The organism is Nocardia sp. NPDC050406, assembly GCF_044459025.1.
Classification (GTDB): Bacteria; Actinomycetota; Actinomycetes; order Mycobacteriales; family Mycobacteriaceae; genus Nocardia.
Window position 1 is genome coordinate 1498845 of the sequence record NZ_JBITIM010000001.1, and the last position, 23488, is coordinate 1522332.

21 protein-coding genes are annotated in these 23488 nt (G+C 68.9%); 11 read left to right on the top strand and 10 right to left on the bottom strand.

The genetic code is table 11. The features are described 5' to 3' along the window. The first annotated feature begins 28 nt into the window (after positions 1–28). From ACIBH2_RS07200 to msrB, 4 genes are all read left to right on the top strand, one after another. On the top strand, positions 29–793 hold the full coding sequence (locus ACIBH2_RS07200) for a pyrimidine reductase family protein (RefSeq protein WP_397116862.1): 765 nt from the start codon (positions 29–31) through the stop codon (positions 791–793). Positions 794–860: 67 nt separating this feature from the next. Then, positions 861–2420 (top strand): alpha/beta hydrolase, encoded by a 1560-nt coding sequence (locus tag ACIBH2_RS07205; protein WP_397114392.1) that lies wholly within the window; start codon positions 861–863, stop codon positions 2418–2420. A gap of 99 nt (positions 2421–2519) precedes the next feature. Beyond that, a complete protein-coding gene (locus tag ACIBH2_RS07210) occupies positions 2520–3839 on the top strand; it encodes a glycosyltransferase family 87 protein (RefSeq protein ID WP_397114394.1) in 1320 nt (439 codons plus the stop codon). Positions 3840–3867: 28 nt separating this feature from the next. Continuing rightward, entirely contained in the window at positions 3868–4311 is a 444-nt protein-coding gene (gene msrB, locus ACIBH2_RS07215) for a peptide-methionine (R)-S-oxide reductase MsrB (protein WP_397114396.1), read from the top strand. A 230-nt stretch (positions 4312–4541) separates the two neighbouring features. On the opposite strand, the gene hemQ is transcribed toward msrB, so the two are convergent. Together hemQ and ACIBH2_RS07225 are read right to left on the bottom strand one after the other, a co-directional pair. Further along, the gene (gene hemQ / locus ACIBH2_RS07220; protein ID WP_397114398.1) at positions 4542–5237 is read right to left on the bottom strand and encodes a hydrogen peroxide-dependent heme synthase; all 696 of its coding nucleotides are present in this window, start codon (positions 5235–5237) and stop codon (positions 4542–4544) included. 111 nt (positions 5238–5348) lie between these two features. After that, positions 5349–6698, bottom strand: a complete 1350-nt coding sequence (locus ACIBH2_RS07225; RefSeq protein ID WP_397114400.1) for a protoporphyrinogen oxidase — start codon at positions 6696–6698, stop codon at positions 5349–5351. 168 nt (positions 6699–6866) lie between these two features. Here ACIBH2_RS07225 and ACIBH2_RS07230 point away from each other — a divergent pair, with 168 nt between their 5' ends. Then, positions 6867–7229 (top strand): hypothetical protein, encoded by a 363-nt coding sequence (locus tag ACIBH2_RS07230; protein WP_397114402.1) that lies wholly within the window; start codon positions 6867–6869, stop codon positions 7227–7229. 20 nt (positions 7230–7249) lie between these two features. Here ACIBH2_RS07230 and hemE read toward each other — a convergent pair whose 3' ends face one another. Next, the gene (gene hemE, locus ACIBH2_RS07235; protein WP_397116864.1) at positions 7250–8326 is read right to left on the bottom strand and encodes a uroporphyrinogen decarboxylase; all 1077 of its coding nucleotides are present in this window, start codon (positions 8324–8326) and stop codon (positions 7250–7252) included. Between the two features lie 65 nt (positions 8327–8391). On the opposite strand from hemE, the gene ACIBH2_RS07240 reads away from it, so the two are divergent. Together ACIBH2_RS07240 and ACIBH2_RS07245 are read left to right on the top strand one after the other, a co-directional pair. Then, a complete protein-coding gene (locus tag ACIBH2_RS07240; protein WP_397114404.1) occupies positions 8392–9027 on the top strand; it encodes a DUF3000 domain-containing protein in 636 nt (211 codons plus the stop codon). Between the two features lie 191 nt (positions 9028–9218). Beyond that, the gene (locus tag ACIBH2_RS07245) at positions 9219–10487 is read left to right on the top strand and encodes an HRDC domain-containing protein (RefSeq protein WP_397114406.1); all 1269 of its coding nucleotides are present in this window, start codon (positions 9219–9221) and stop codon (positions 10485–10487) included. On the opposite strand, the gene ACIBH2_RS07250 is transcribed toward ACIBH2_RS07245, so the two are convergent. Further along, a complete protein-coding gene (locus ACIBH2_RS07250; protein WP_397114408.1) occupies positions 10475–11278 on the bottom strand; it encodes an enoyl-CoA hydratase in 804 nt (267 codons plus the stop codon). The genes ACIBH2_RS07245 and ACIBH2_RS07250 overlap by 13 nt on opposite strands. A 90-nt stretch (positions 11279–11368) precedes the next feature. Next, the gene (gene dxs, locus ACIBH2_RS07255) at positions 11369–13309 is read right to left on the bottom strand and encodes a 1-deoxy-D-xylulose-5-phosphate synthase (RefSeq protein WP_397114410.1); all 1941 of its coding nucleotides are present in this window, start codon (positions 13307–13309) and stop codon (positions 11369–11371) included. 235 nt (positions 13310–13544) lie between these two features. On the opposite strand from dxs, the gene glsA reads away from it, so the two are divergent. Then, entirely contained in the window at positions 13545–15401 is a 1857-nt protein-coding gene (gene glsA, locus ACIBH2_RS07260; RefSeq protein WP_397114412.1) for a glutaminase A, read from the top strand. A gap of 11 nt (positions 15402–15412) precedes the next feature. Then, positions 15413–16087 carry an SIMPL domain-containing protein gene (locus ACIBH2_RS07265; protein ID WP_397114414.1) on the top strand — a complete coding sequence of 225 codons (675 nt, stop codon included), beginning with the start codon at positions 15413–15415 and terminating at the stop codon, positions 16085–16087. A 6-nt stretch (positions 16088–16093) separates the two neighbouring features. On the opposite strand, the gene ACIBH2_RS07270 is transcribed toward ACIBH2_RS07265, so the two are convergent. Genes ACIBH2_RS07270 through ACIBH2_RS07280 form a run of 3 tightly spaced genes read right to left on the bottom strand, consistent with a single transcriptional unit; the run spans position 16094 to position 20323 of the window. Next, on the bottom strand, positions 16094–16936 hold the full coding sequence (locus tag ACIBH2_RS07270) for a hypothetical protein (protein ID WP_397114416.1): 843 nt from the start codon (positions 16934–16936) through the stop codon (positions 16094–16096). Between the two features lie 46 nt (positions 16937–16982). Continuing rightward, positions 16983–18338, bottom strand: coding sequence for a class I SAM-dependent RNA methyltransferase (locus ACIBH2_RS07275; RefSeq protein WP_397114418.1), 1356 nt, complete (start codon positions 18336–18338; stop codon positions 16983–16985). After that, positions 18335–20323 carry an APC family permease gene (locus ACIBH2_RS07280; RefSeq protein ID WP_397114420.1) on the bottom strand — a complete coding sequence of 663 codons (1989 nt, stop codon included), beginning with the start codon at positions 20321–20323 and terminating at the stop codon, positions 18335–18337. Before ACIBH2_RS07280 ends, ACIBH2_RS07275 begins: the two co-directional genes overlap by 4 nt. A 210-nt stretch (positions 20324–20533) precedes the next feature. Between ACIBH2_RS07280 and ACIBH2_RS07285 the strand changes: the two genes are divergently transcribed. Both ACIBH2_RS07285 and ACIBH2_RS07290 read left to right on the top strand, forming a co-directional pair. Continuing rightward, positions 20534–21199: a potassium channel family protein gene (locus ACIBH2_RS07285; RefSeq protein ID WP_397114422.1), complete on the top strand. Its 666-nt coding sequence runs from the start codon at positions 20534–20536 to the stop codon at positions 21197–21199. 2 nt (positions 21200–21201) lie between these two features. After that, entirely contained in the window at positions 21202–21927 is a 726-nt protein-coding gene (locus tag ACIBH2_RS07290; RefSeq protein WP_397114424.1) for a potassium channel family protein, read from the top strand. Positions 21928–22018: 91 nt separating this feature from the next. Here ACIBH2_RS07290 and shbA read toward each other — a convergent pair whose 3' ends face one another. Next, the gene (gene shbA, locus ACIBH2_RS07295) at positions 22019–22693 is read right to left on the bottom strand and encodes an RNA polymerase sigma factor ShbA (RefSeq protein WP_397114426.1); all 675 of its coding nucleotides are present in this window, start codon (positions 22691–22693) and stop codon (positions 22019–22021) included. A 191-nt stretch (positions 22694–22884) separates the two neighbouring features. Next, positions 22885–23472, bottom strand: a complete 588-nt coding sequence (locus ACIBH2_RS07300; RefSeq protein WP_397116866.1) for a DUF3159 domain-containing protein — start codon at positions 23470–23472, stop codon at positions 22885–22887. Between the last annotated feature and the right edge of the window lie 16 nt (positions 23473–23488).

The following is a 23488-nucleotide window of genomic DNA, read 5'->3' on the forward strand; positions in this document are numbered from 1 at the left end:
CGTGGTGTGATGGACAGTCATGCAGCGTATGCCCAATGTGACTCAGCTCGCAGATCTCGGCGAGGACCAACTCGTCGGGATGTACGCCTATCCGGCGCGACTGGATCGGCCGTGGATGCGCGTCAACTTCGTCGCCAGTATCGACGGAGCGGCCACCCTGGACGGTCGTTCGGGCGGACTGGCGACGCCGTCGGACAAGAAGGTCTTCCATCTGCTGCGCGACCTCGCCGATGTGGTGTTGGTCGGCGCGGGCACCGCGCGGGCGGAGAACTACGGGGCCGCGCACACCAATGAGCGCCTGCGAATCCGGCTGCACCACCACGGATTCGGCGGCCATCCCGACGGCGCGCCGCCGCGCATCGCGGTGGTCACCGCCAGCGCGGCACTCGACCCGACCAGTCGGCTGTTCACCGACAGCGGTGCGCACCCCCTGATTCTCACCACCGCCGACGCGCCCGCCGACCGCAAGAAGGCCCTCACCGACGCCGGAGCCGAAGTGGTGGAGGCGGGCGAGACCGCGTGCACCGCCGGGGGAATTCGCACCGCTCTGGCCGAGCGAGGCTTCCTGCGGGTGCTGTGCGAGGGCGGTCCCGCGCTCTTCGGTGATCTCATCGAAGCCGAGGCCGTCGACGACCTGTGCCTGACCGTGACACCGCTGCTGGTCGGCGGTTCCGGACGGCGAATCGCGCTGTCGCCCAACGCCATGCCGACACCCATGGCCTGCCGCCATCTGATCGTCGCCGTGGACGGCACTCAGCTCATGCGCTGGGAGCGCTGCCACCCGCACCCCTGAGCGGGTCGCGGCCCAGGTCGCACACCCAGCGCTGAAAGCGCTTGCCGGACCTGGCAGGCTGTAGCGCATGCGCTGGACTCGGGCCGCTCTGCTGGCGTCGACACTTTCGATCCTGGTGACCACCGCCTGCGGGGCCGGACCGTCGGACCGCCCCGCCGTCGCCGTGGAACGCCCGCATCAGGCGGGTGCGGTGGAGACCACCACCGCCGCGGCACCGCCGCCCGCGCCCGAGGTACCGAAAACCGAGCTCGCCTGGCGTGATTGCACCGTGCCGAGCTTCAACCTGCTCGCGCTCGGCGCGCCGCCCGCCGGACTGATCCTGGAGTGCGCGGAGTACACCACACAGGTCGACGCCACCGGCGGAGTCGGCGGCAACTTCCGCACCGCCGCCATGCGGGCGCGCTACGACAAGACGCCCCTCGACGCCGCGCCGCTGGTGCTGACCTCCGGCTCCGATCGCGCCTCCACCGCCACCCTCGCGGGATTCGCCGCGGGACCGACCAGCGCGCTGCTGTCCGCCCGGCCCGTCGTCGCGGTGGACCGGCGCGGCATCGGCAGCTCCGAGCCGATCAACTGCATGGGCAACGAGGTGCGCAAGCCCATGCTCGACCAGGCCCAATTCAGCCCGGGCGCAAACGATCCCGTGCAGGCGGTGGCCGGACTGAGCCAGGACGCCACCATCTCCTGCCAGGACTACCTGCAACCCGGACAGGGCACCTTCGACGCGGCCCACGCCGCCGACGACATCGAACAGCTGCGGCGGCAGTGGCAGGTGGAGCACATCGCGCTGGTCGGCTCGGGCAGCGGCGCACGGGTCGCGCTGGCCTACGCGCGCAAGTACGGAGATCACTTGGCGCGGTTGGTGGTCGACGCCCCCGAGGCCGTGAACACCGATGCGCTCGGGCGGGCCGAACAGCAGGTCAAGGGCTCCGAGGCCGCGTTGACCGCCTTCGCGCAGCGGTGCGCCTCGCTGGGCTGCGCGCTCGGCGCGGATCCGCGCGCGGCCACCGTCGAGCTGGTGAACCGGGCCGGGCGCGGTGAATTCGGCGATCTGTCGGCGGCCGCGCTGGTGACGGCCATCTCCGGATTCCTGAGCGATCCGCGCGTCGCCGTCAATGAGCGCCTCACCGAATTCGCCGACGCGCTGGCGGCTTTGGGCCGCGGCAACGCCGCGCCGATCGGACCGTACGTGCTGGGCGCGCAGGCCGCCATCACCAATGACGGCGAATTCGTGAACCGGTGCAGCGACAACGCGCAGCCCGCCACCCCCGCGCGGGCCAAGGAGGTGCTGGGCAGCTGGAGCACCCAGTACCCGGCGTTCGGGCGCGTGGCGGCCATCGACCTGATGACCTGTTCGGCGTGGCCCGCCACCGCACCGCAGGCCATGCCGGAGAAATTCGACCGGGCGACGCTGGTGCTCACCGGCAAGGCCGACCCGGTGGTGGGCGACGAGGGCCGCTCGTCGGTGACCGGTGCGCTCGGCGCCGCCGGGGCGCGCACGGCGACCGTGGAATGGCAGGGCTGGGGGCATCCGGTGCTGACCCATTCTGCCTGTGCGCAGCAGGCCGTCACCGAGTACCTCGCGGACGCGAAACTGCCCGCCGACGGAACCGCCTGCCCCGCCTGAGCCCGCCCGGTCAGCCGCGTGTCGCTCGGATGTGCGGTCTGGCACGTCTACGGCGGGTCCGCGCACGCATGACGGTGGGTTCCGGTGTACCGTGCCCCAGTGTTCCTTCGTCAGCTCGAGCCCCGCACCGCGCGGACCACCGCCGAGGTATTGAACTTCGCACTGTGGCCGTTCGCGATCCTGACTGTGCTGAACCGCGTGTTCATCAAGGCTGTCAACGGCAATATCACCGATGACTATCGCCCGGTGTACAACGCTTCGCTGGCGTTCCTGAACCATCAACCGGTCTACACCGCCAATTTCGATTCGACCGACCCGCACTACCTGTATCCCCCGAGCGGCACGCTGCTCATCGCACCGCTGGCAATTCTCGATCCCGAGAAATCGCGCTGGTGTTTCATCCTGCTCAATGCCGCGGCGATCATTCTGGCCGGGTATCTGCTGCTGCGACTGTTCGACTTCACGCTGAAGTCCGTTGCCGCACCGGCACTTCTGCTGGCGATGTTCATGTCCGAGACCGTGATCAACACGCTGGTGTTCACGAATGTCAACGGCTGTGTTCTGTTGGCCGAGGTGGTGTTCATTCAGCTGCTGCTGAAGCGCAGGGACCTATGGGCCGGAGTGGCAATGGGTTTGACGATCGCGGTGAAACCCGTGCTCGCGCCGATGCTGTTGATCGTGCTGGTCCGCGGGCAGTGGAAGGTGTTCGTCACCGCGATCGGTGTTCCCGTCGCGCTCACCGCTATCGCGTGGCCGATGATGAAGGACGCGAAGGATTTCTTCACCCACACCCTGCCGTATCTGGCCGAGTCGCGTGACTACTTCAACAGCGCCATCGTGGGCAATGCGGCCTATTACGGTGTCGCCGACTGGCTCACCTGGATCATTCGCCTCGCGATGGCGGCGATCGTGCTGATCAGCCTGTGGCTGCTGTACCGCTACTACCGCGAGGAGGAGCTGTTCTTCGTCTGCACCGCCACCGGTGTACTGCTCACCGCGCAGTGGCTGCTGGGGTCGCTCGGCCAGATGTACTACTCGATGCTGCTGTTCCCATTCCTGATGACCGTGGTGCTGCGCAATTCGGTGCTGCGGAACTGGCCCGCCTGGGTGGCCGTCTTCGGTTTCATGTCCTACGACAAATGGCTGTCGGACCGCTGGCAGAGCACCGGTCGCACCGTCGAATACCTGCGCACCACCTTCGGCTGGGGATTGCTGCTGGTCGTGGTTTTCTGCGTCCTCGGCGACCGCTACCTCGCCGCCCGCCGCGAGGGCCGACTGCGCGACGGCAAGACTCTCGACCCGGCGTGGATGCATGCGGAAGCCGCTGCGGAACCCGCCACCGAAGCCGCTGTTTCCCGCAATGGCCGCAGCCAGGATCCCGCCGTCGAACCCGCGGGAATCAACGGCCGCACCCGCTGACACCGCCGCGAAGTATTAGCGTGGGGATATGAGTTCCGACGCTGATACTTCGCTACCGGCACCTCGCATCCAGCTCACGCCGCAGGAATGGCGAGCCAAGCTCTCCCCCGAGGAATACGCGGTTCTGCGCGAAGCGGGGACCGAGCGTCCTTATACCGGCGAATACACCGATACCGAGACCGAGGGCGTCTACTCCTGCCGGGCGTGTGGGGCCGAACTATTCCGTAGCACAGAGAAATTCCATTCCCACTGCGGTTGGCCGTCGTTCTTCGACCCGGCGAAGTCGGAGGCGGTGATCCTGCGCGCCGACGACAGCCTGGGGATGCGACGAGTGGAGGTGCTGTGCGCCAATTGCCACAGTCACCTGGGCCACGTGTTCGAGGGCGAGGGATATCCCACGCCCACGGACAAGCGGTACTGCATCAACTCGATCTCGCTGCGCCTGCACCCCTCGGATCCCGCAGCAGACTAGCGAGACGAAGAGACGAGTCGCAGAAACCCTACGGAGAGCAGGCATTTCCTCGCATGCCCCTAGTTTTCTGGGCATGGGGGTAGCTACCCGACAGCAACCGAGGGGCGGCGGGGTCGAAACGGACCGGCCACGACCGTCCCCCGCCAATGCTGAAGCATCGTTGGTTCACATCCAGGGACGCGAACAGCCCGGCCGCTCGCAGCGGCCGGGCTGTTGCTGTGCGTCTGCTGTCAGGGCAGGGCGTTGACGAGCTTCTCGATATCCACGCGCGGACCGGTGAAGAACGGGATCTCCTCGCGGACGTGCAGGCGCGCCTCGGTGGCCCGCAGATCGCGCATGAGGTCCACGATGCGGTGCAGTTCCGGGGCCTCGAAAGCGAGGATCCACTCGTAATCGCCGAGCGCGAAGGAGGACACGGTGTTCGCGCGCACATCCGGGTAGCCTCGCGCGGCCTTGCCGTGGTCGGCGAGCATCTTGCGACGCTCCTCGTCGGGCAGCAGGTACCAGTCGTAGGACCGGACGAACGGGTACACGCAGATGTAGTTGCCCGGCTCCTCACCGGCGAGGAAGGCCGGGATGTGGGACTTGTTGAACTCGGCGGGCCGGTGCAGCGCGGCATTGCTCCACACCGGTGCGCTGGCGCGCCCCAGCTCGGTGGTGCGCCGGAAATCCGCGTAAGCCGCCTGCAACTCCTCGATGTTCTCCGCATGCCACCAGATCATGAAATCGGCATCGGCCCGCATCCCCGCGACATCGTAGAGCCCGCGCACCACGACCCCCTTGTCCTCGAGCCCGTCGAAGAAGCTCGTGGCCTCCTTGACGATCGCCGCACGCTCCTCCCCCAACACGCCGGGCTGCACTTGGAACACCGAGAACATCAGGTACCGAATGGTGTCGTTGAGGGCCTTGTAATCGAGTCGCGCCATACCCCCATCGTGCCACTCGCTCCCCGCGCCCCCGCGCCGGGGACGGCACCATGATCACCAGGTAATGGTGGCGGGATCCTCTCGCCCGATGCCGCCACCACTACCTGGTGATCAACCGATCAGGTGGGTGGTGATGCGGGTGGCGGCGGCGGTGCCGGAGGCGGCGCAGGCGGGGACGCCGACGCCGTGGAGGTACGCACCGGCCAGGGCCAGGCCATTGAGGTCGGCGATCGAATCTCGGAGGGCGGCAATGCGATCGGTGTGGCCGGGGGCGTATTGGGGCAGGCCGCCGGGCCAGCGCTGGACTACGGCGGTGATCGGGTGGACGGGGGCGTCGATGACCGTGGAGAGGTCTTCCGTGGCGGCGGTGATCAGGTCGGCGTCGGGCCACGACAGTGGGGTCGGGTCGCCGAAGCGGCCGAAGGAGGCGCGGACCAGGGCCACGTCGCGGGTGGCGAGGTGCGGCCATTTGCGGCTCGAGAGGGTGAAGGCTTTGGCGCGCAGGGGCTCTCCGGTCGCCACCAGGATCCCGGAGTTGTCGGGGAGGGGGGCGTCGTGCGGGAGGGCGAGCGCCACGACGGCCGAGGACGAGAGTTCGATCGAACCCGCGATATCGGCGGCCCGCGGAGCCACCTCGCGCAGCAGGTCGGCCGTGACCGGAGCCGGGGTGGCGAGGACGACGGCGTCGACCGGGCCGACGGGGTCGAGCTGCCAGCCCTCGGCGGTGCGCGTGAGACGGGTTGCGGCCGTATCGGTTTCGATCCGCACAGCGGCGGCGGCGCGCAGGGCGTCGAGCAGTACCCGGTAGCCGTCGCGGATGCCGCCGAAGACAGGGGTATCGGACTTGGGCGGCAACGCCTTCCACACCGCCTCGGTCAGGCTGGACGCACCCGCGTCGAGGGCGGCGGCCAGGGTCGGCAGGGCGGCGCGCACGCCGATCGATTCGGCCGTGCCCGCGTACACACCGCCGAGCAGCGGGTCGACGCTGCGGCGAACGACCTGTTCCCCGAAGCGATCCGCGATCAAGGCCCCGACCGAGATATCGCCGCCGCGCTCCCAACGCAGCGCCCGGGTGGGCTCGGCGGCGATGCGCGCCAACGACTCCGAGTCCACCAGCCCCTCGACGGCCTCCGGTCCGGCCGGAATCCCCATGAGCGTGTTCTCCGGCAGCCGATGCCCGACCCCCTCGGACCAGATCAGCGGACGCCGCCCCGCCGGGTGCACCAGCTGGTCGGAAATCCCCAATTCCCGCATGAGCTCCGGGATTTCGGGCCGCCGCCCGACGAACGCCTCCGCCCCCAGATCGACCGGATCGCCCTCGATATCGGTGGTCCGCAGAATCCCGCCGACCCGCTCGGACCGCTCGACCAGCACCAGGTCTGCCGCCACGCCCAGCGCCGTGCGCAACCGGTACGCCGCCACCAGCCCACTGATCCCGCCACCGACCACCGCGACCCGCATCGACCACTCCTCACCCAGGCGACCGCCGCCCCGACCGAATACGGCACGGCGAACGCGGCATCGCACCTCACCGGCGAGCCGCTCCGATCAGCAACCTACTCCGCGAACTCCTGTGACCCGCGCTACGCCGCCGCCGCGGAATCGTCGAACGGGATTATCGTCGCCGAGATGGAGATCCCCGAACTCGCCGACCTCATCTGGCTCTTCGAGGACGAGCCGAAACCCGACTTCGAGGATCTGCGCTGGCCGGTCGGCTTGCACACCTTCCGACTCACTCGCGGTTCGACCACCGTCGTCTTCTCCCTCGACCCGACCGCCGGGGAGGCGTATGTCGACCTCGTGGTCGACGGCGAGCCGATCGTCGAACTCCATCGGCTGCGCACCCTCGAACACCTGTCGATCGAGCGCTCACACCCGGATCGCGAAACCCTGCGACTGTGGTTTCGCGATACCGGCCGCGAACCGCTCGAACTCCGGACGCGCCCCACGATCGGGCTGTCGTGGAATATGAAAAGCCTTGGCAGCTGGTAGGCCTCGTAGGAGGCTCGCCCTCAGAGCGGCATCGCCAAGCTGTGGATCAACGCGACCGTCTCGGTGATGACGCCCGGATCGGTATCCGGCAGCACCCCGTGGCCGAGGTTGAAGATATGACCCGTCGCGCCCATGGCGATGGCCTCGTCGGCCTCGTGGGCGATACGGCGCACCTCGGCGTCGATGGCGGACGCACCGGCGAACAGCACCGCCGGATCGAGATTGCCCTGCAAGCCTTTTCCGGGTCCGACGCGGCGCACCGCATCGGTGAGCGGCACCCGCCAGTCAACGCCGACGATATCCGCGCCCGCTTCGCCCATGGCCCCCAACAGTTCTCCCGTGCCCACCCCGAAGTGAATACGCGGCACACCATAGGCGGCCAGTTCGGCGAAGACGCGTTCGGAGTGCGGCAGCACGTACTCGCGGTACTGCGCCAAAGGCAGTGCGCCAGCCCAGGAGTCGAACAGCTGCATGGCGTCCACGCCCGCGTTCAACTGCGCGCGCAGGAATTCGATGGTGATATCGGTGAGCACGCCCATGAGCTCGTGCCAGGCCGCCGGATCGGCCAGCATCATCGCCTTGGTGCGCTCGTGATGCTTGCTCGGACCGCCCTCGACCAGGTACGAGGCGAGCGTGAACGGCGCTCCGGCGAACCCGATCAGCGGCGTCTTGCCCAGGGCGTCGAGCAGCAACTCGATACCGCCGACCACGGCCCCGACCTCTTCGGGGCGCAGGCGCGGCAACCCGCGAATATCGGCGAGCGTGCGCACCGGATTGGCCACCACCGGGCCGACCCCGGGCACGATATCGAGATCGATACCGGCCGCCTTGAGCGGAACCACGATGTCGGAGAACAGGATTGCCGCGTCCACGTCGTGGCGGCGGATCGGCTGCATGGTGATCTCGCAGACCAGCTCCGGATCGAAGCAGGATTCCAGCATACCGATACCGGCACGCAGCTCCCGGTACTCGGGCAGCGACCGCCCGGCCTGGCGCATGAACCACACGGGACGCCGATGCGGCGTGCCACCGGTGGCGGCGGCGAGGAACGGGGCATCGGCCAAACTGCGGCGGGTGTGAGTGCTCATCGAGGCCATCGTAAAGGTCACGGGGCGGCGCGCCTCCGACCACGCCGGGTCTCGGAGGTCTACCGTCGGTGAACGTGACACCGCTCGACTTCCGCGACGGCGCCGCACCGACCCCGGAACCCGATGAACCCGCCCGGTTTCGCGCTGCGGTCGAGGCGATGGGTACCGCGAATGTGCATCCTCGGATCGAGTTGGCCCCGATCCGCCCGCCGCAGCGCCTGGCCCCCTACTCCTACGCACTCGGGGCGGAAGTCACGCACGGCGACACCAATGTGGTGCCGGTCGACTCCGACGGTGACGCGTTCGGACGGCTCATCCTGTTGCACGACCCGGATGGCCAGGAGGCTTGGCACGGCGTGTTCCGCCTCGTCGCCTACATCCAGGCCGATATCGACGCCGCGCTCGCCGCCGACCCGCTGCTGCCGGAGGTCGCCTGGAGCTGGCTCGTCGACGCCCTGGAGTCGCGCACGCCCTTCACCGCGCTGGGCGGCACGGTCACCGCGACGAGTTCGGTGCGCTTCGGCGATATCGCCGGACCGCCCCGCGCGCAGCAGCTCGAGCTGCGCGCTTCCTGGACCGTCGGCGATACCGCCATGCGCCCGCACGTGGAGGCGTTCTGCGAGGTGCTCGCCTACGCGGCCGGTCTGCCGCCCGCCGGGGTGACCCAGCTCGAGGTGCGACCCGGCGGCGCGGACGACACGCGTCGATAGGTTCGTCGCTATCACCCTCGTCACATCCGCGCGGCCGCGGCGTCCAGAAGGCTGGACATCAAACTTTCTGTACTGCAACGAAATCCGCGCCGGGGACGTACGATACCGATCAGTCCGGCGCGGCCTCCTGCCCTGAGCATTTCCGAATGGGGCGCGGAACCGGTCGTGCCCAACCCGTAAAGTTCAAGACCATGTCCGTACCAGACGATTCCGAAGCCACTGTCGCGGTTCCCTTGCTCGCGCCAGTGGACGGTGTACCCCCGGTACTGGACACCGCCGCCGAAGTCGCCGCCGCCGCGCGTGCCCTGGCCGCCGGGTCCGGTCCGCTGGCCGTCGACGCCGAACGCGCCTCCGGCTTCCGCTACTCCCCCCGCGCCTACCTCATCCAGCTGCGCCGCGCCGGTGCGGGCACCTTCCTCATCGACCCGGTGCCGATCGACCGCGATCTCGAGCCGCTGGCGGCGGCTGTCAATGATCTGGAATGGGTACTGCACTCCGCCGACCAGGATCTGCCGGGCCTGGCCGAGCTGGGCCTGCGCCCCGCGCGGCTGTTCGACACCGAACTCGGCGGGCGTCTGGCCGGATTCGAGCGCGTCGGCCTGGCCGCCATGGTGGAGCGCCTGCTCGGCCGCGAACTGCGCAAGGGCCACGGTGCGGCCGACTGGTCCACCCGGCCGCTGCCCGCCGAATGGCTCAACTACGCGGCCCTCGATGTGGAGTTGCTGCTCGAACTGCGCGACGCGGTGGCCCTGGAACTCGACACCCAGGGCAAAACCGAATGGGCCGCCCAGGAATTCGAGCATGTGCGCAGCCTCGAACCCGCCGCACCCAAGGCCGACCGCTGGCGGCGCACCTCCGGCATCCACGCCCTGCGCCGCACCCGCCAACTGGCCATCGTGCGCGAACTGTGGACCACCCGCGACAAACTCGCCCGGCTGCGCGATGTCGCCCCCGCCCGCATCCTCCCGGATTCGGCGATCATCGCCGCGGCCGAGAACGACCCGAAGACCATCGCGCAGCTGCGCACCCTGCCCGTCTTCGGCGGCCCCCGGCAACGGCGCTACTCGCGCGAATGGCTCGGCGCGGTGGAACGCGCCCGAACCCTCCCAGACAATGCGCTCCCGCCGCTGACTCAGCCCTTCGACGGCCCGCCCCCGGTGAACCGCTGGGAGCGCCGCGACCCGGCCGCCGCGGCCCGCCTCCAGGCCGCCCGCGCCGCCATGACCGACCTCTCCGGCGAGGTGTCCGTCCCCGTCGAGAATCTGCTGACGCCCGATCTGCTGCGCCGCATGTGCTGGGACGGTCTGCCCCGCGCGGTCACCAACGGCAACGGCCCCGCCATGATCGACGAATACCTCGCCGCCGGAGGCGCACGGCCGTGGCAGCGCGAGCTCGCGGTCCCCCGCCTCGCCGAAGCCCTGTTCCCGGTCGAGAAGGCCGAGCCCGGTCAGTCCTCGTAGAAGGGCTGGCGGCGGTCCTTGCGGGCGCGCATGGCCTCGTCGAAATTGTCGGTGGTGAGCCGGACGTAGAGCTGGGCCATACCTTCTTGCTGCATATGCGATTCGAAGCTGCCCGCCTCCATCCCGCTCCACAGCATGCGTTTGGTCAGTTCGGTGCCGACGCGGCTGTAGCGCAGGATCTGGTCGGCCAGGTCGTAGCTGGTCTCCAGGAGCTTGTCCCTGGGGACCACGCGGGAGACCAGGCCGATGCGTTCGGCCTCGGCGGCGTCGACGTCGCGGCCGGAGAGCATGATCTCGAAGGCGCGGGAGGAGCCGATGGCGCGCGGCAGCAGATAGCTGAAGCCGAGTTCGGCGGAGGTGAGGCCATTGTTGATGCCCGCCGCGCGAAAGTAGGCGTCCTTGGCGGCGATGCGGATATCGGCTCCGACGCTGAGGCAGAAGCCGCCGCCGATGGCCGCGCCGTTGATGGCGGCGATGACCGGTTGGTGCATGCGGCGCAGCGCCAGCATGACGTCGTTGAAGATATCCATCGAACGGCGCGCGATGGAGGTGCGGGTCAGCCCGGCGACGCCCGGGACACCGCCGGAGTGCTGGAGATCCGCGCCCGAACAGAAGCCCTCCCCGGCTCCGGTGAGCACGACCACGCGCACGTCGTTGTCCGCGGCGACGGCGTGCAGGGTCTCGCGCAGCGGCACCATGACGTCGAAGGCCATGGCGTTCATCCGCTCCGGGCGATTGAGGGTGATGAGCGCGATCCGCGGACGCGGCTTCTCGACGAGCACGAACGACATGCCAACTCCTGAACCGGCGACTTGAAAAACTGGAACCGGTTCTAGAATGTACGCGAGAAGCCGCGACCGCGGCGACACTTCACGAGGCGATCAGGAAGCGGCCTGTTCCGGGGCGATCTCCGGCGCGGGGGCCAGGGTGCCGCCGCCGAGCCAGGCGGTGATGCGCTGCGCCACGTCGGGCGGGGTGAGACCGAGTTCGGCGTGGATCTGCGCGCGCGAGCCGTGGTCCAGGAAGTGTTGCGGCACCCCGAGTTCCCGGGTCGGCACATCCAATCCCGCGGCGCGAATGCGGGCCGAGACCGTACAGCCGATACCGCCGTGCAGGCCGCTGTCCTCCAGCGTCACCACCATGCGGTAGTTCTCGGCCAGCTTCACAATGCCCTCGTTGACCGGCAGCACCCAGCGCGGATCGATGACGGTGACCGAAATCCCTTCCGGCTCCAGCAGTTCCGCCACCTTCAGCGCCAGGTCCGCGAACGCGCCGACGCCGACGAGCAGCACGTCGCCGTGCACGGCCTGGACCGAGTCCTGACCGTCGGGCAGCCGCAGCACATCGATGCCGTCGTGCCGCTCCACCGCCGAGATATCCTCGGCGACAGTGCCTTTGGGGAAGCGAATGGCGGTGGGTCCGTCGCTGACGAGCAGCGCCTCACCCAGCTCCTCGCGCAGCGTCGCCGCATCGCGCGGGGCCGCCACCCGAATATTGGGGACGATGCCGAGCACCGACATATCCCACATGCCATTGTGCGAGGCCCCGTCGTCGCCAGTGACGCCCGCACGGTCGAGTACCAGCGTGACCGGGAGCTTCAGCAGCGCCACATCCATGAGCAGCTGGTCGAAGGCGCGGTTGAGGAAGGTGGAGTAGATGGCCACCACCGGATGCATACCGCCCAGCGCGAGCCCGGCCGCCGAGGCGACCGCGTGCTGTTCGGCGATGCCGACGTCGAACATGCGCTCCGGGAAGCGATTTCCGAAGGCGGTCAATCCGGTCGGCCCGGGCATGGCGGCGGTGATGGCGACGATATCGTCGCGCTGCTCGGCCTGTTCGATGAGCTCCTCGGAGAAGACCGAGGTCCAGCTCTTGGCCCCCGAGGATCCCACCGGATCGCCGGTGAGCGGATCGATGCGGCCGACGGCGTGCATCTGATCGGCCACATGGTCCTCGGCCGGTTTGAATCCGCGCCCCTTCTGGGTGACCGCGTGCACGACCACCGGGCCGCCGAAATCCTTGGCGCGCCGCAGCGCCGCCTCGAGCGCGACGGTGTCGTGGCCGTCGACGGGACCGACGTACTTCAGCCCGATATCGCCGAACAGCTCCTGCGGCGCGACGGCGTCCTTGATCCCGGTCTTCAACGCGTGCAGCATCGAATACGCCGAATCCCCCACGCGCGGAATGGACTGCACGATCCGCTTGGTGGCGTCGAGGGCGTGCTCGTAGGCGGGCTGCATGCGCAGCGCGGTGAGCCGATCGGCGAGACCGCCGATGGTCGGCGCGTAGGAGCGGCCGTTGTCGTTGACCACGATGATGACCGAACGGTCCTGCCCGGCGGCGATATTGTTCAACGCCTCCCAGCACATGCCACCGGTGAGCGCGCCGTCGCCGACCACGGCGACCACATGCCGCTTCTGCCGCGTCAGCGCGAACGCCTTGGCCAGCCCGTCCGCGTAGGACAGCGACGCCGAGGCGTGCGAGGACTCCACCCAGTCGTGCGCGCTCTCGGCGCGGCACGGATATCCGGACAGGCCGCCCTGTTTGCGCAGCGTGTCGAACCCGTCTTTGCGGCCGGTGAGGATCTTGTGCACATAGGCCTGGTGGCCGGTGTCGAAGATGATCGGGTCGGCGGGCGAGTCGAAGGTGCGGTGCAGCGCGATGGTGAGCTCCACGACGCCGAGGTTCGGCCCCAGGTGCCCGCCCGTCACGGCGACCTTCCGCACCAGGAACTCGCGAATCTCCTCGGCCAGATCGCGCAGCTCCGGCACCGACAGCCGACGCAGGTCCTCGGGCGTATCGACCCGGGAAAGCACTCCCACGGCTATTGCTCCCTCCGGCATGTCTCCTGTGTTTGCAACAGTCTACGGAGCCCGTACCGGCTCCCGATGCCGGGAATGAAACGCCACCTGCGACATCGGCTTCGAATGTGAGGCTCCACACACGATACCCGGCCGTTATGTTCCCGTCGCGTCGTTGGGCCGGACATCCCTGGCGGTTTGGCACGCCTCCTCGACCTCCCCGGGTCCGGGCGGGCGCGTGGATACAGTGGGGCACGTGGTCTCCTTCGGTGCTGCGCCCCCGTCCACCAGCGGTGTCGTGGACCGCATCGTCGACGAGGTGTACCGGCTGTGCCGCGCCGACGATTCCGGAGCGCTCGCCGACTACATTCCGGAACTCGCTGCGGTGCAACCGGATTCGTTCGGCCTGTGCGTGGCCACCGCGGACGGGCGGGTGTACGGCAGCGGGGATCTCGATACCGCCTTCACGATTCAGTCGATCTCCAAACCGTTCACCTACGCGCTGGCGCTGGCCGATCGCGGCCCGGCCGCGGTGGCCGAGCGGATCGACGTGGAGCCCTCGGGGGAACCGTTTTTCGAGATCAGTCTCGACCCGCGCACCCAGCGGCCGCGCAACCCCATGATCAATGCGGGCGCGATCACGGCCGCGTCCTTGATCACAGGGCGTGATGCCGAGGACCGATTCGAGCGCATCCGCCGCAGTTACTGCCGGTTCGCCGGACGCGATCTGCGACTCAACGGCGCGGTGTACGCCTCCGAGGCGCGCACCGGATACCGCAATCGGGCCATCGGCTATCTGCTGCGCGGGGCCGGAATCATCGACATCGACCCGGACGAGGCGGTGGACCGGTACTTCCGGCAGTGCTCGATCGATATCACCTGCCGGGATCTGGCGCTGATGGCGGCCACGCTGGCCAACAACGGCGTCCATCCGCTGACCCACGAGCGCGCGCTGACCGCGCCGCTGGTGGAGCAGGTGCTCAGCGTCATGACCACGTGCGGCATGTACGACGCGGCCGGAGACTGGGTGACCACGGTCGGGCTGCCCGCGAAAAGCGGTGTGGGCGGCGGGATTCTGGCGGTGCTGCCGGGTCAGTTGGGGATCGCGGTGTACTCGCCGCGGCTGGACGCGCACGGCAGTAGCGTGCGCGGGGTGCTGGCCTGCCGGGAGCTGTCGACTCGGCTCGGACTGCACTTCCTGCACGTCACCCGCGCCGCGCACACCGCCATTCGCGCTGCATACTCGGTGGCCGAGGCCCCCTCGCGACTGCGCCGCGATCCGGAGGAGCTGGCGCTGCTGCGGCAGTTCGGCGATCGCGCCCGCATCGTCGAACTGCACGGTGACCTGCTGTTCGCGGGCGCGGAGTCGGCGGTGCGCGCGGTCGAGGAGCTCAGCGGTCCCTTGGAGGCCCTGGTCCTGGATGTGCGGGAGGTGGGTGATGTGAGCGCCATCGCGGTGCGCATGCTCGAGGATCTGCAGGCCGACCTCGCCGCCTCCGGATGCCGGGTCGCGCTGGTCGATCCGGACGCCAAACTCGGGCATCTGGAATCGAGCCTGGATCCGGCCGATCCGCGCGGGCGCGTATTCATCGACCGCGACACCGCGGCCGAATGGTGTGAGCAGATCATTCTGGACCGCCACGGGCCGCGGCGACCCGAGCACACGGCGCTCACGGTCGCGGAGCATCCGGCGCTGGCCGGACTGCCCGAGGACGAACGCCAGCGCCTCGCAAAGGAATTCGAGATCCGCACGCTGGCGCGCGGTGAGCTGGTGGTGGCCAAGAACAGCCCCCGCTCGGGTCTGTTCCTCATTCTCGACGGCCGGGTGCGCATCAGCTTCGGCGGCCGCGACGGTCGCCGCCACCGCCTCGTCTCGCTGTCGCAGGGCATGTCGTTCGGCGAGATCTCGATGCTGTTGGACGAACCGTTCACCCATGACGTGCACGCCGAATCGACCGTGCGGCTGGCGGTGCTCGCCCCGCACCGGTTCGACACCCTCACCGAGCAGGCTCCCGAGCTGAAAGTCGCTCTCCTGGAACGTCTCGCGGCGGCCGCCTACGGGCAGGCCGACGCGGCGGTCCGCGCCCTCGCCGCCCACGGCGGGGCCTACTGAAAGGAATTCCCGTGACCGATATCGGCACCGTCACCACCTTCGGCAGCGGAACCGCGAGGGCCACACCGGATCTCATGCGGGTGACCATCTCCATCGAATCGCGCGACGAGACCGTCTCGGCCGCCTACACCCGCGCCGGGGAGCGTTCGCACGCCGTCATCGGCACGCTGCGCGCCGACGGGGTGCGCCCGGCCGATATCGCCACCAGCGGGCTGTCGGTGCGCACCGACACGGTGTGGGGTGACAACAATCGCGAGCGCGTCGTGGGCTATATCGCGAGCACCGCGCTGACGGTGGTGCTGCGCGATATCGGACCCGCCGGTGCGGCAACGGAATCCGCCACCCCGGCGGCGACGGTCATCGCGCACGCGGTGGACGCGGGCGGCGACGATGTGCGGCTCGGCGGGCTCACCCTGACCGTCTCCGACGAGGAGGCGCTGTTGACCGAGGCCCGAGATGCCGCCTGGGACAACGCGTTCGCCAAGGCCACGCAGTACGCCACGCGGGCCGGACGGACACTCGGAGCGGTGCTCGAGGTCACCGAGGACATCAGCCCGTCGAATCCGATCCCGCGCGCCTACGCCGTCGCCGCCAAGGCGAACGGCGGCGGGGTGCCCGAGATGGCCATCGAGTTGGGTGAGAGCGAGCTGTCGGCGACCATCCGCGTCACCTGGCGACTGGCCTGAGCCAGTTCAGCGCTTCTCGGCCACCGCGCCCACCGATTCGCCCCAGAGGTTCACCAGCGACAGCAGTCTCGCCGCCCGCACCGTGACCAGCTGGATGCGGAAGCGCGAGGCGTCGGCCTTGGTGCGATGCGGGTGCGGGTTCTCGGCGGTCATGGTGCGGATATCGCGCAGCAGCCGGGTGGCCTCGGCGATGGGCAGGCGATTGGTGTCCACCAGGTGGCGGATGTTCTCGGTGAGATCGTCGTCCGCGCCGCCGACGGTGTAGGTGACGAGCAGTTCCATGGCGGTGGCCAGATGTTCGTCGCAGGCCGGATAGTCCCGGCGCAGATAGCATTCGGTGGCCTCGCGCAGTTGTTCCAGCACCGCCTGCTGGCCGCGCAGCTCGAGTTCGATCTCGGTGAGCGCCACCTTCTCCGCGAGGGGTACCGGGAGCACGTCGGTGGGGCGCAGGCGGCAGCGCACGGTACCGTCCTCGGGCTCGTCGACGGTGTCGATGTAGAGCTCGTAGCCGTCGAAGAGCAGGGCGGCGCGCAGCTCGGCGATCCACGGCGGCAGCTCTTTTCGCGCCACCGACTGCCCCTTCAGTATTCGTTCCACGGTGAACTCCACCAGGGTGAGCACCGCGCGATCGGCTTCCGCGTCACCGGCCCGCGAGGCCAGCCGCGCCCCGTAGGCCGGGATCACCAAACGGCCCCAATAGCTTTCGGTATTGACCCACAGATCGGTGTGCCATTCCGGACGCTTGAGATCGGTGCGCATCAGCAGTCCCTCGAGCGAGTGGAACTTGGACTGGTCACCGTGAATGCGTTCCACGACGAGCTCGAGCGTCGGATCGGACAACGTGGTCATGACGTTATCGTGACCGGTGACACCTCACGAAACGCTTAACTACCGCTTAAAGCTCCAGCAGGGCAAGGCATTCCACATGGTGGGTGCCGGGGAAGGCGTCGAAGGCGCGTAATTCGGTCACCTGGTATCCGGCGGCGCGGTACAGGCCGATATCACGGGCGAAGGCCGCCGGATCACAGCCGATGTGCACGATGCGGCGCGGCGAGCGGTCGGCCAGGGCCGCGATCACCTCTTTACCGGCACCGGCGCGCGGCGGATCCAGAATCACCACTTCCGGTGCGGTGTAGGGCTGTTCGGTGATCCAGCGCTCCACGCGCGCGGCGCTCGACCGCACCCACGGCAGATCGCGCAGCGCCTCGGCACCGTCGGCGACGGCGGAGCGAGACGATTCGACGGCATGCACCACACCGTCCGCGCCCACCTGTTCGGCGACCCGCGCGGCGAAGACGCCGACCCCGCTGTAGAGATCCCAGGCCAGCGCGCCGGGCGACGCGTAGGCCCACTCGGCCACCACATCCGAATAGCACTGCGCGGCACCGTAATGCGGCTGCCAGAATCCGGTGGCCGCGAGTTCCCAGCGGCGGCCCGCCACATACTGCACGGCCCGACCGTCACCCTCGACCACGTATTCGGGGCGCGGAGCGTGCGCGGCGGCCCGGCGCGCGGCGGCCTTGCGACGGTCGTCACCGCCGCGCGCGCCGCGATTGCCACGCCCGTCCCGGCGCTGCCCGCCGTAGCCGCGGGCCCGGTCACCGCGCCGGTCGTGGCGACCCGTGCCGGGTTCGTGCTCGGGCGGTGCGAGTTCCACGATGTGGCGTTGGCCCTCCCCGTCCACGGCCACCACCAGGTCCGCACCCGGTGTCCACTTGCGGTCGGCGATTCCGTCCATGGCCCCGGCCATCGGCTGTGGGCAGCGCAGATCGGCGATCACATCGGTGCTGCGGAACCGGTGCACCCCGGCCCGTCCGTCGGCATCCACCGCCAGCCGCACCCGACTGCGCCACCCCCGGGTCGGCTCCGCCCGCTCGCCCGCCGGAATCGGTTCGACGACAATATCTTTCTCCCACCCGGCGAGCCGTCGCAGTTGCTCGGCGACGACCATGGCCTTGAGCCCGCGCTGCGCGGGCGGCGTCGCGAAGGAGAAGTCACAGCATCCGGCGCCGCCCGGACCGGAGACCGGGCAGGTCGGCTCGACCCGATCCGGGGACGCCTCCAGAATCTCCACCGCGTCGGCGCGGCAGAAGGAGCCGCCCTTGTCCTCGGTCACCCGGGCCCGCACCAACTCCCCGGGCAGCCCGTGCCGGACGAACAGCACGCGGCCCTCGTGGCGGCCGACACAGAACCCGCCGTGTCCGGGCGCGCCCAGACGCACCTCGAATTCGGCTCCGCGCCAGTCGCTCACGAGCCGTCTCCGAATCCGCGCCGGATCGCGCCGGGCGCGTTGACCGCGGCATCGCCGCGGGCCTTGGCCGAGGAGCTGAGCTGCCACGGCACGCTGGTCACCATCACACCGGGTTCGAACAGCAGGCGGCCCTTGAGCCGCAGCGCACTCTGATTGTGCAGCAACTGTTCCCACCACCGGCCGACCACATATTCCGGAATGAAGACCGTCACCACATCGCGTGGGGAATCCTTGCGCAGCCGCTTCACGTAATCGACCACCGGCTTGGTGATTTCGCGATACGGGGATTCGATTACCTTGAGCGGCACCGTGATATCGCTGCGCTCCCAATCCCGGACGAGTTTTCGGGTATCGGGTTCGTCGACATTGACGGTAATCGCCTCGAGCGTATCCGGGCGGGTGGCGCGGGCGTAGGAGATGGCCCGCTTGGTCGGCAGATGCAACTTCGACACCAGCACGATGGAGTGCGTCCGGCTGGGCAGCACGCCGTCCCATTCGGTTTCGTCGAGTTCACGCGCCACCGTGTCGTAGTGGCGGCGAATGAGTTTCATCAGACCGAAGATGGCGGCCATGGTCACAATGGCGATCCACGCGCCCGCCAGGAATTTGGTCACCAGCACGATGACGAGCACGGTCGCGGTCATGGTGAGGCCCACCGCGTTGATCACGCGCGAGCGCTTCATCCGCGCCCGCTGCTCCGGGTCGGTCTCGGTGCGCAGCAGTCGCGTCCAGTGCCGCAGCATGCCGGTCTGGCTCAGCACGAACGAGACGAACACGCCGACGATGTAGAGCTGGATGAGGTGGGTCACCTCCGCGCCGAACAGCACCACGAAGGCCACGGCCCCGCCCGCCAGGAAGATGATGCCGTTGCTGAAGGCCAGTCGGTCGCCGCGGGTGTGCAGCTGCCGGGGCAGGAACCGGTCCTGCGCCAGCACCGAGGCCAGCACCGGGAACCCGTTGAAGGCGGTGTTGGCGGCCAGCACCAGGATCAGGGCGGTGACGATGGTGATGAAGTAGAAGCCGAGCGGGAAGCCCGCGAACACCGCGTGCGCCAGCTGCGCGATCAGCGTCTTCTGCTCGTATCCCGGGGGTGCGCCGACCAGATCGGCGGTGTCCTCCGCGTAGACGATGCCCACTTTCTGGGCCAGCATGATCATGGCCATGAACAATGTGATGGCGATGACACCGAGCAGCAGCAGCGTGGTGGCCGCATTGCGGGACTTGGGTTTCCGGAAGGCGGGCACACCGTTGCTGATGGCCTCGACACCGGTCAGCGCGGCACAGCCGGAGGAGAAGGCCCGGGCGATGAGGAAGATCAGCGCGATACCGAACAGGTGGTCTTCCTCGGCGTTCAGCTCGAAGCCGTAGGACTCGGCGCGCACCTGCTCGCCCATCAGCTCGGTCTGCACGAATCCCCAGATCAGCATGGCGAACATACCGATCATGAAGGCGTAGGTGGGAATCGCGAACATCGTTCCCGACTCGCGCACCCCGCGCAGGTTCATCGCGGTCAGCGCGACAATGGCCACCACGGCGAACAGCACCTTGTGCGTCGCCACGAACGGGACGGCCGAGCCGATGTTCGACGCCGCCGAGGAGATCGACACCGCCACCGTGAGCACGTAGTCCACCAGCAGCGCGCTGCCGACGGTCAACCCCGCTGTCGGCCCGAGATTCTTGGTGGCCACCTCGTAGTCGCCGCCGCCCGACGGGTAGGCGTGCACGTTCTGCCGGTAGCTGGCCACCACGACCGCCATCACCACGGCGACGGCGATACCGACCCACGGCGCGTAGGTGTACGCCGAGAGACCGGCCACCGACAGCACGAGGAAGATCTCCTCGGGCGCGTACGCCACCGACGACAGGGCATCGGACGCGAAGACCGGCAGAGCGATCCGCTTGGGGAGCAGCGTGTGCCCCAGCGAATCACTACGAAAGGGGCGGCCCACCAACATGCGTTTGGCGGCCGTCGTCAACTTCGACACTCGAGCGAGCATAAGCGACCGCGAGTGCGGATCAATTCGCGGCGCGGCCGGTCGCGAATACACGCGGTACCGGTGTGTGAACTTTTCACGTTCCGGTTTGAAAGCATTCAGGAGGGGGAACGTGGCCTCGGAGGAACACGAGCGGTACGGTTGCCCCCCGAACAAGCAACCAGACCGCACACCACGGTTTTCGGGAATGGGGTTCGAACGGTGTACGTAGTGATCATGGGGTGCGGGCGAGTAGGTTCCTCGCTCGCTCGAGCCCTGGTCCGCATCGGTCACGAGGTCGCGGTGATCGACCAGAATTCCAGTGCCTTCCTGCGGCTGGGCCGCGATTTTCCCGGAATGTGCGTTACCGGAGTGGGTTTCGACCGGGATGTGTTGACCCGGGCGGGTATCGAACGGGCGGGCGCTTTCGCGGCCGTCTCCTCCGGCGACAACTCCAACATCATCTCCGCGCGCGTCGCGCGGGAGACCTTCGGCGTGGAGCGCGTGGTCGCGCGCATCTACGACGCCAAGCGCGCCGCGGTGTACGAGCGGCTCGGGATCCCCACCATCGCCACCGTGCCGTGGACCACCGACCGTTTCCTGCGCACCCTCATCGCCGATGACGCCAGCACGTCCTGGCGCGATCCCACGGGCACCGTGGCGGTCACCGAACTGACCCTGCACGAGGAGTGGTACGGGCGTACTGTCACCAGTCTGGAGGAGGCGATCCGCGCGCGCGTGGCGTTCATCATCCGCTTCGGACAGGGCCTGCTACCCACCGGCAAAACGGTGCTGCAGGCCGATGACGCCGTGTACATCGCCGCCACCTCGGGCAGCGTCGGCGAGGCCGTCGCTCTGGCCACCACTGCCCCCGCCCACGAGGACTGATCATGAAGGTAGCCATTGCCGGGGCCGGAGCAGTCGGCCGCAGCATCGCCCAGGAGCTCCTGCGCGGCGGACACGAGGTGATGCTGCTCGAACGCCGCCTGGACCACATCGATCCGACCATCGCGCCGACCGCGGTGTGGGTGCACGCCGACGCGTGCGAGCTGGAGCTGCTCGAGGAGGCCGACCTCGAGACCTACGAGGTGGTCATCGCCGCCACCGGCGACGACAAGGTCAATCTGGTGTTCAGCCTGCTCGCCAAGACCGAATTCGGGGTGCGCCGGGTGGTGGCCCGCGTCAACGACCCGCGCAACGAGTGGCTCTTCGACACCTCGTGGGGTGTGGATGTGGCCGTCTCCACCCCGCGCCTGCTGGCCTCGCTGGTCGAGGAGGCGGTGTCGGTGGGCGACCTGGTGCGGCTGATGACCCTGCGCCAGGGTCAGGCCAATCTGGTGGAGATCACCCTGCCGACCGATACGCCCTTGGCGGGCAAGGCGGTTCGCACGCTGGCCATCCCCAAGGACGCGGCGCTGGTGACCATTCTGCGCGGTGGTCGGGTGATCGTGCCGCAGGGCGACGATCCTCTCGAAGGCGAGGACGAGTTGCTGTTCGTCACCTCGGTGGAGGCCGAGGACGATCTGCGCAAGGCCCTCGGCGTCAACGGTTTCGGTGGCGGCGGCACGGTCGCCGCGGCGGGCGAGTTCTCCGCCGGGGCCGACTTCGCCAGCTGAACCGGATCGCATCGGGCGCACTCCCCCGCGCCCGATGCGCCGGACCGCGTTCCCGCGCGCACCGGCTGTCGCACGATGCGCGCGCCGCCGGTCAGGACGCTGCCCGCAGCTCGGCGCGCAGCTTGTTCAGCGCGCGATGCTGCATGACCCGCACCACGCCGGGGCTGGTGCCGATGGCCTCGGCGGTCTGCGCCGCGGTCCAGCCCAGCACGATGCGCATGACCAGCACCTCGCGGTGGGTGGGGGCCAGCACCTTCATGAGTTCGCGCGTGGCGGCCCGGATTTCGGACTGCAACGCCCGTTCCTCGGGTCCGGCCTCGTTCATCGGCTCGTCGGGGAACTCCGCCACCGGGTAGGCCGGGTGCAGTTGCGCCCGCCGGTAGGCGTCGGCCACCTTGTTGGCGGAGATGCCGTACACGAACGCCAGGAACGACTTGCCCTGATCGCGGTAGCGCGGGATCGCCTGCACGGTCGCCATGAGGATCTCCTGCGCCACGTCGTCGGTGGTGACGTGCAGATGGCCCGCGCCGTTCATGCGGGCCGCGCAGTAGCGGCGCACCAAGGGGTAGACGATCTTCAGGATGTCGGAGACCGCGGCCTTGTCCCCGCTCGCGGCCGGACCGATCAGCTTCTCCAATTCCGCTGCGGCGCGCCGACTCTCCGAGGTCGCCGCACTGTTCTTCGCCCGCCCCGCCAGATGCCGCCGCGAGGCCGTTCCGGTCACCGCCGCACCGCGCCCCTCGTCGCGGGATTCCGACGCTGCCACTGCCTTGCTTTCGGTAACCAACTCCGGTGTCCTTCCGTCGTTTCTTTCTAGAAACGATCGTGCGATGAACCGGGTCGTCGAAATAGGTACCCCAGGGGTGGGGTGGGCTACCCCTGCTGCCCCCAAAGGTGTTGCGTTCGGCGCGTTTCGCGCGATAAGTGCCCCGAGAACCGGGGTCTGGCGCTACGTCCTCAGGAGCGAGCGGCGGGCAGATGGCCCGCGCGGCGCACCGCCCACACCGTCACCAGGACGGCCACGGCGGTCAGCGGCCAGCCCATGCCGATCCGGGCGGCGGCCAGCAAGCCGGTGGCATCGGTGTCGTAGAAGTGGTTCTGCACCAGATAGCGCGCGCCGAAGACCACCGCCCACACCAGGGTGGCGAGATCGTAGAGGCGCATGGCGCGGCGGTCGGAGCGCCAGTCGGTGCCGTGCCCGTTGAGGAAGCCCCAGATGACGCCCGCCAGGGGCCAGCGCACCAGCAGCGACACCACGAACGCGCCCGCGTAGACCAGGCTGGCGTAGATGCCGAACAGGAAGAAGCCCTTGGCCTCCCCCATGCGGTAGGCGATGAAGGCGCAGACGCCCACGCCCAGGAATCCGGAGATGGCGGGCTGCACCTTGTCGCGGCGGACCAGCCGCCACACCAGGATGGCCGTTGCGACGCCCAGGGCAGCCCACACGGCGGTGGTCAGGCCGCGCAGGGTATTGACAGGCACGAACACCAGCACGGGCAGTGAGGAGTAGATGAGGCCGCTGAAACCGCCCATCTGCTCGAGCATGGTCTGCTCGGCCGCC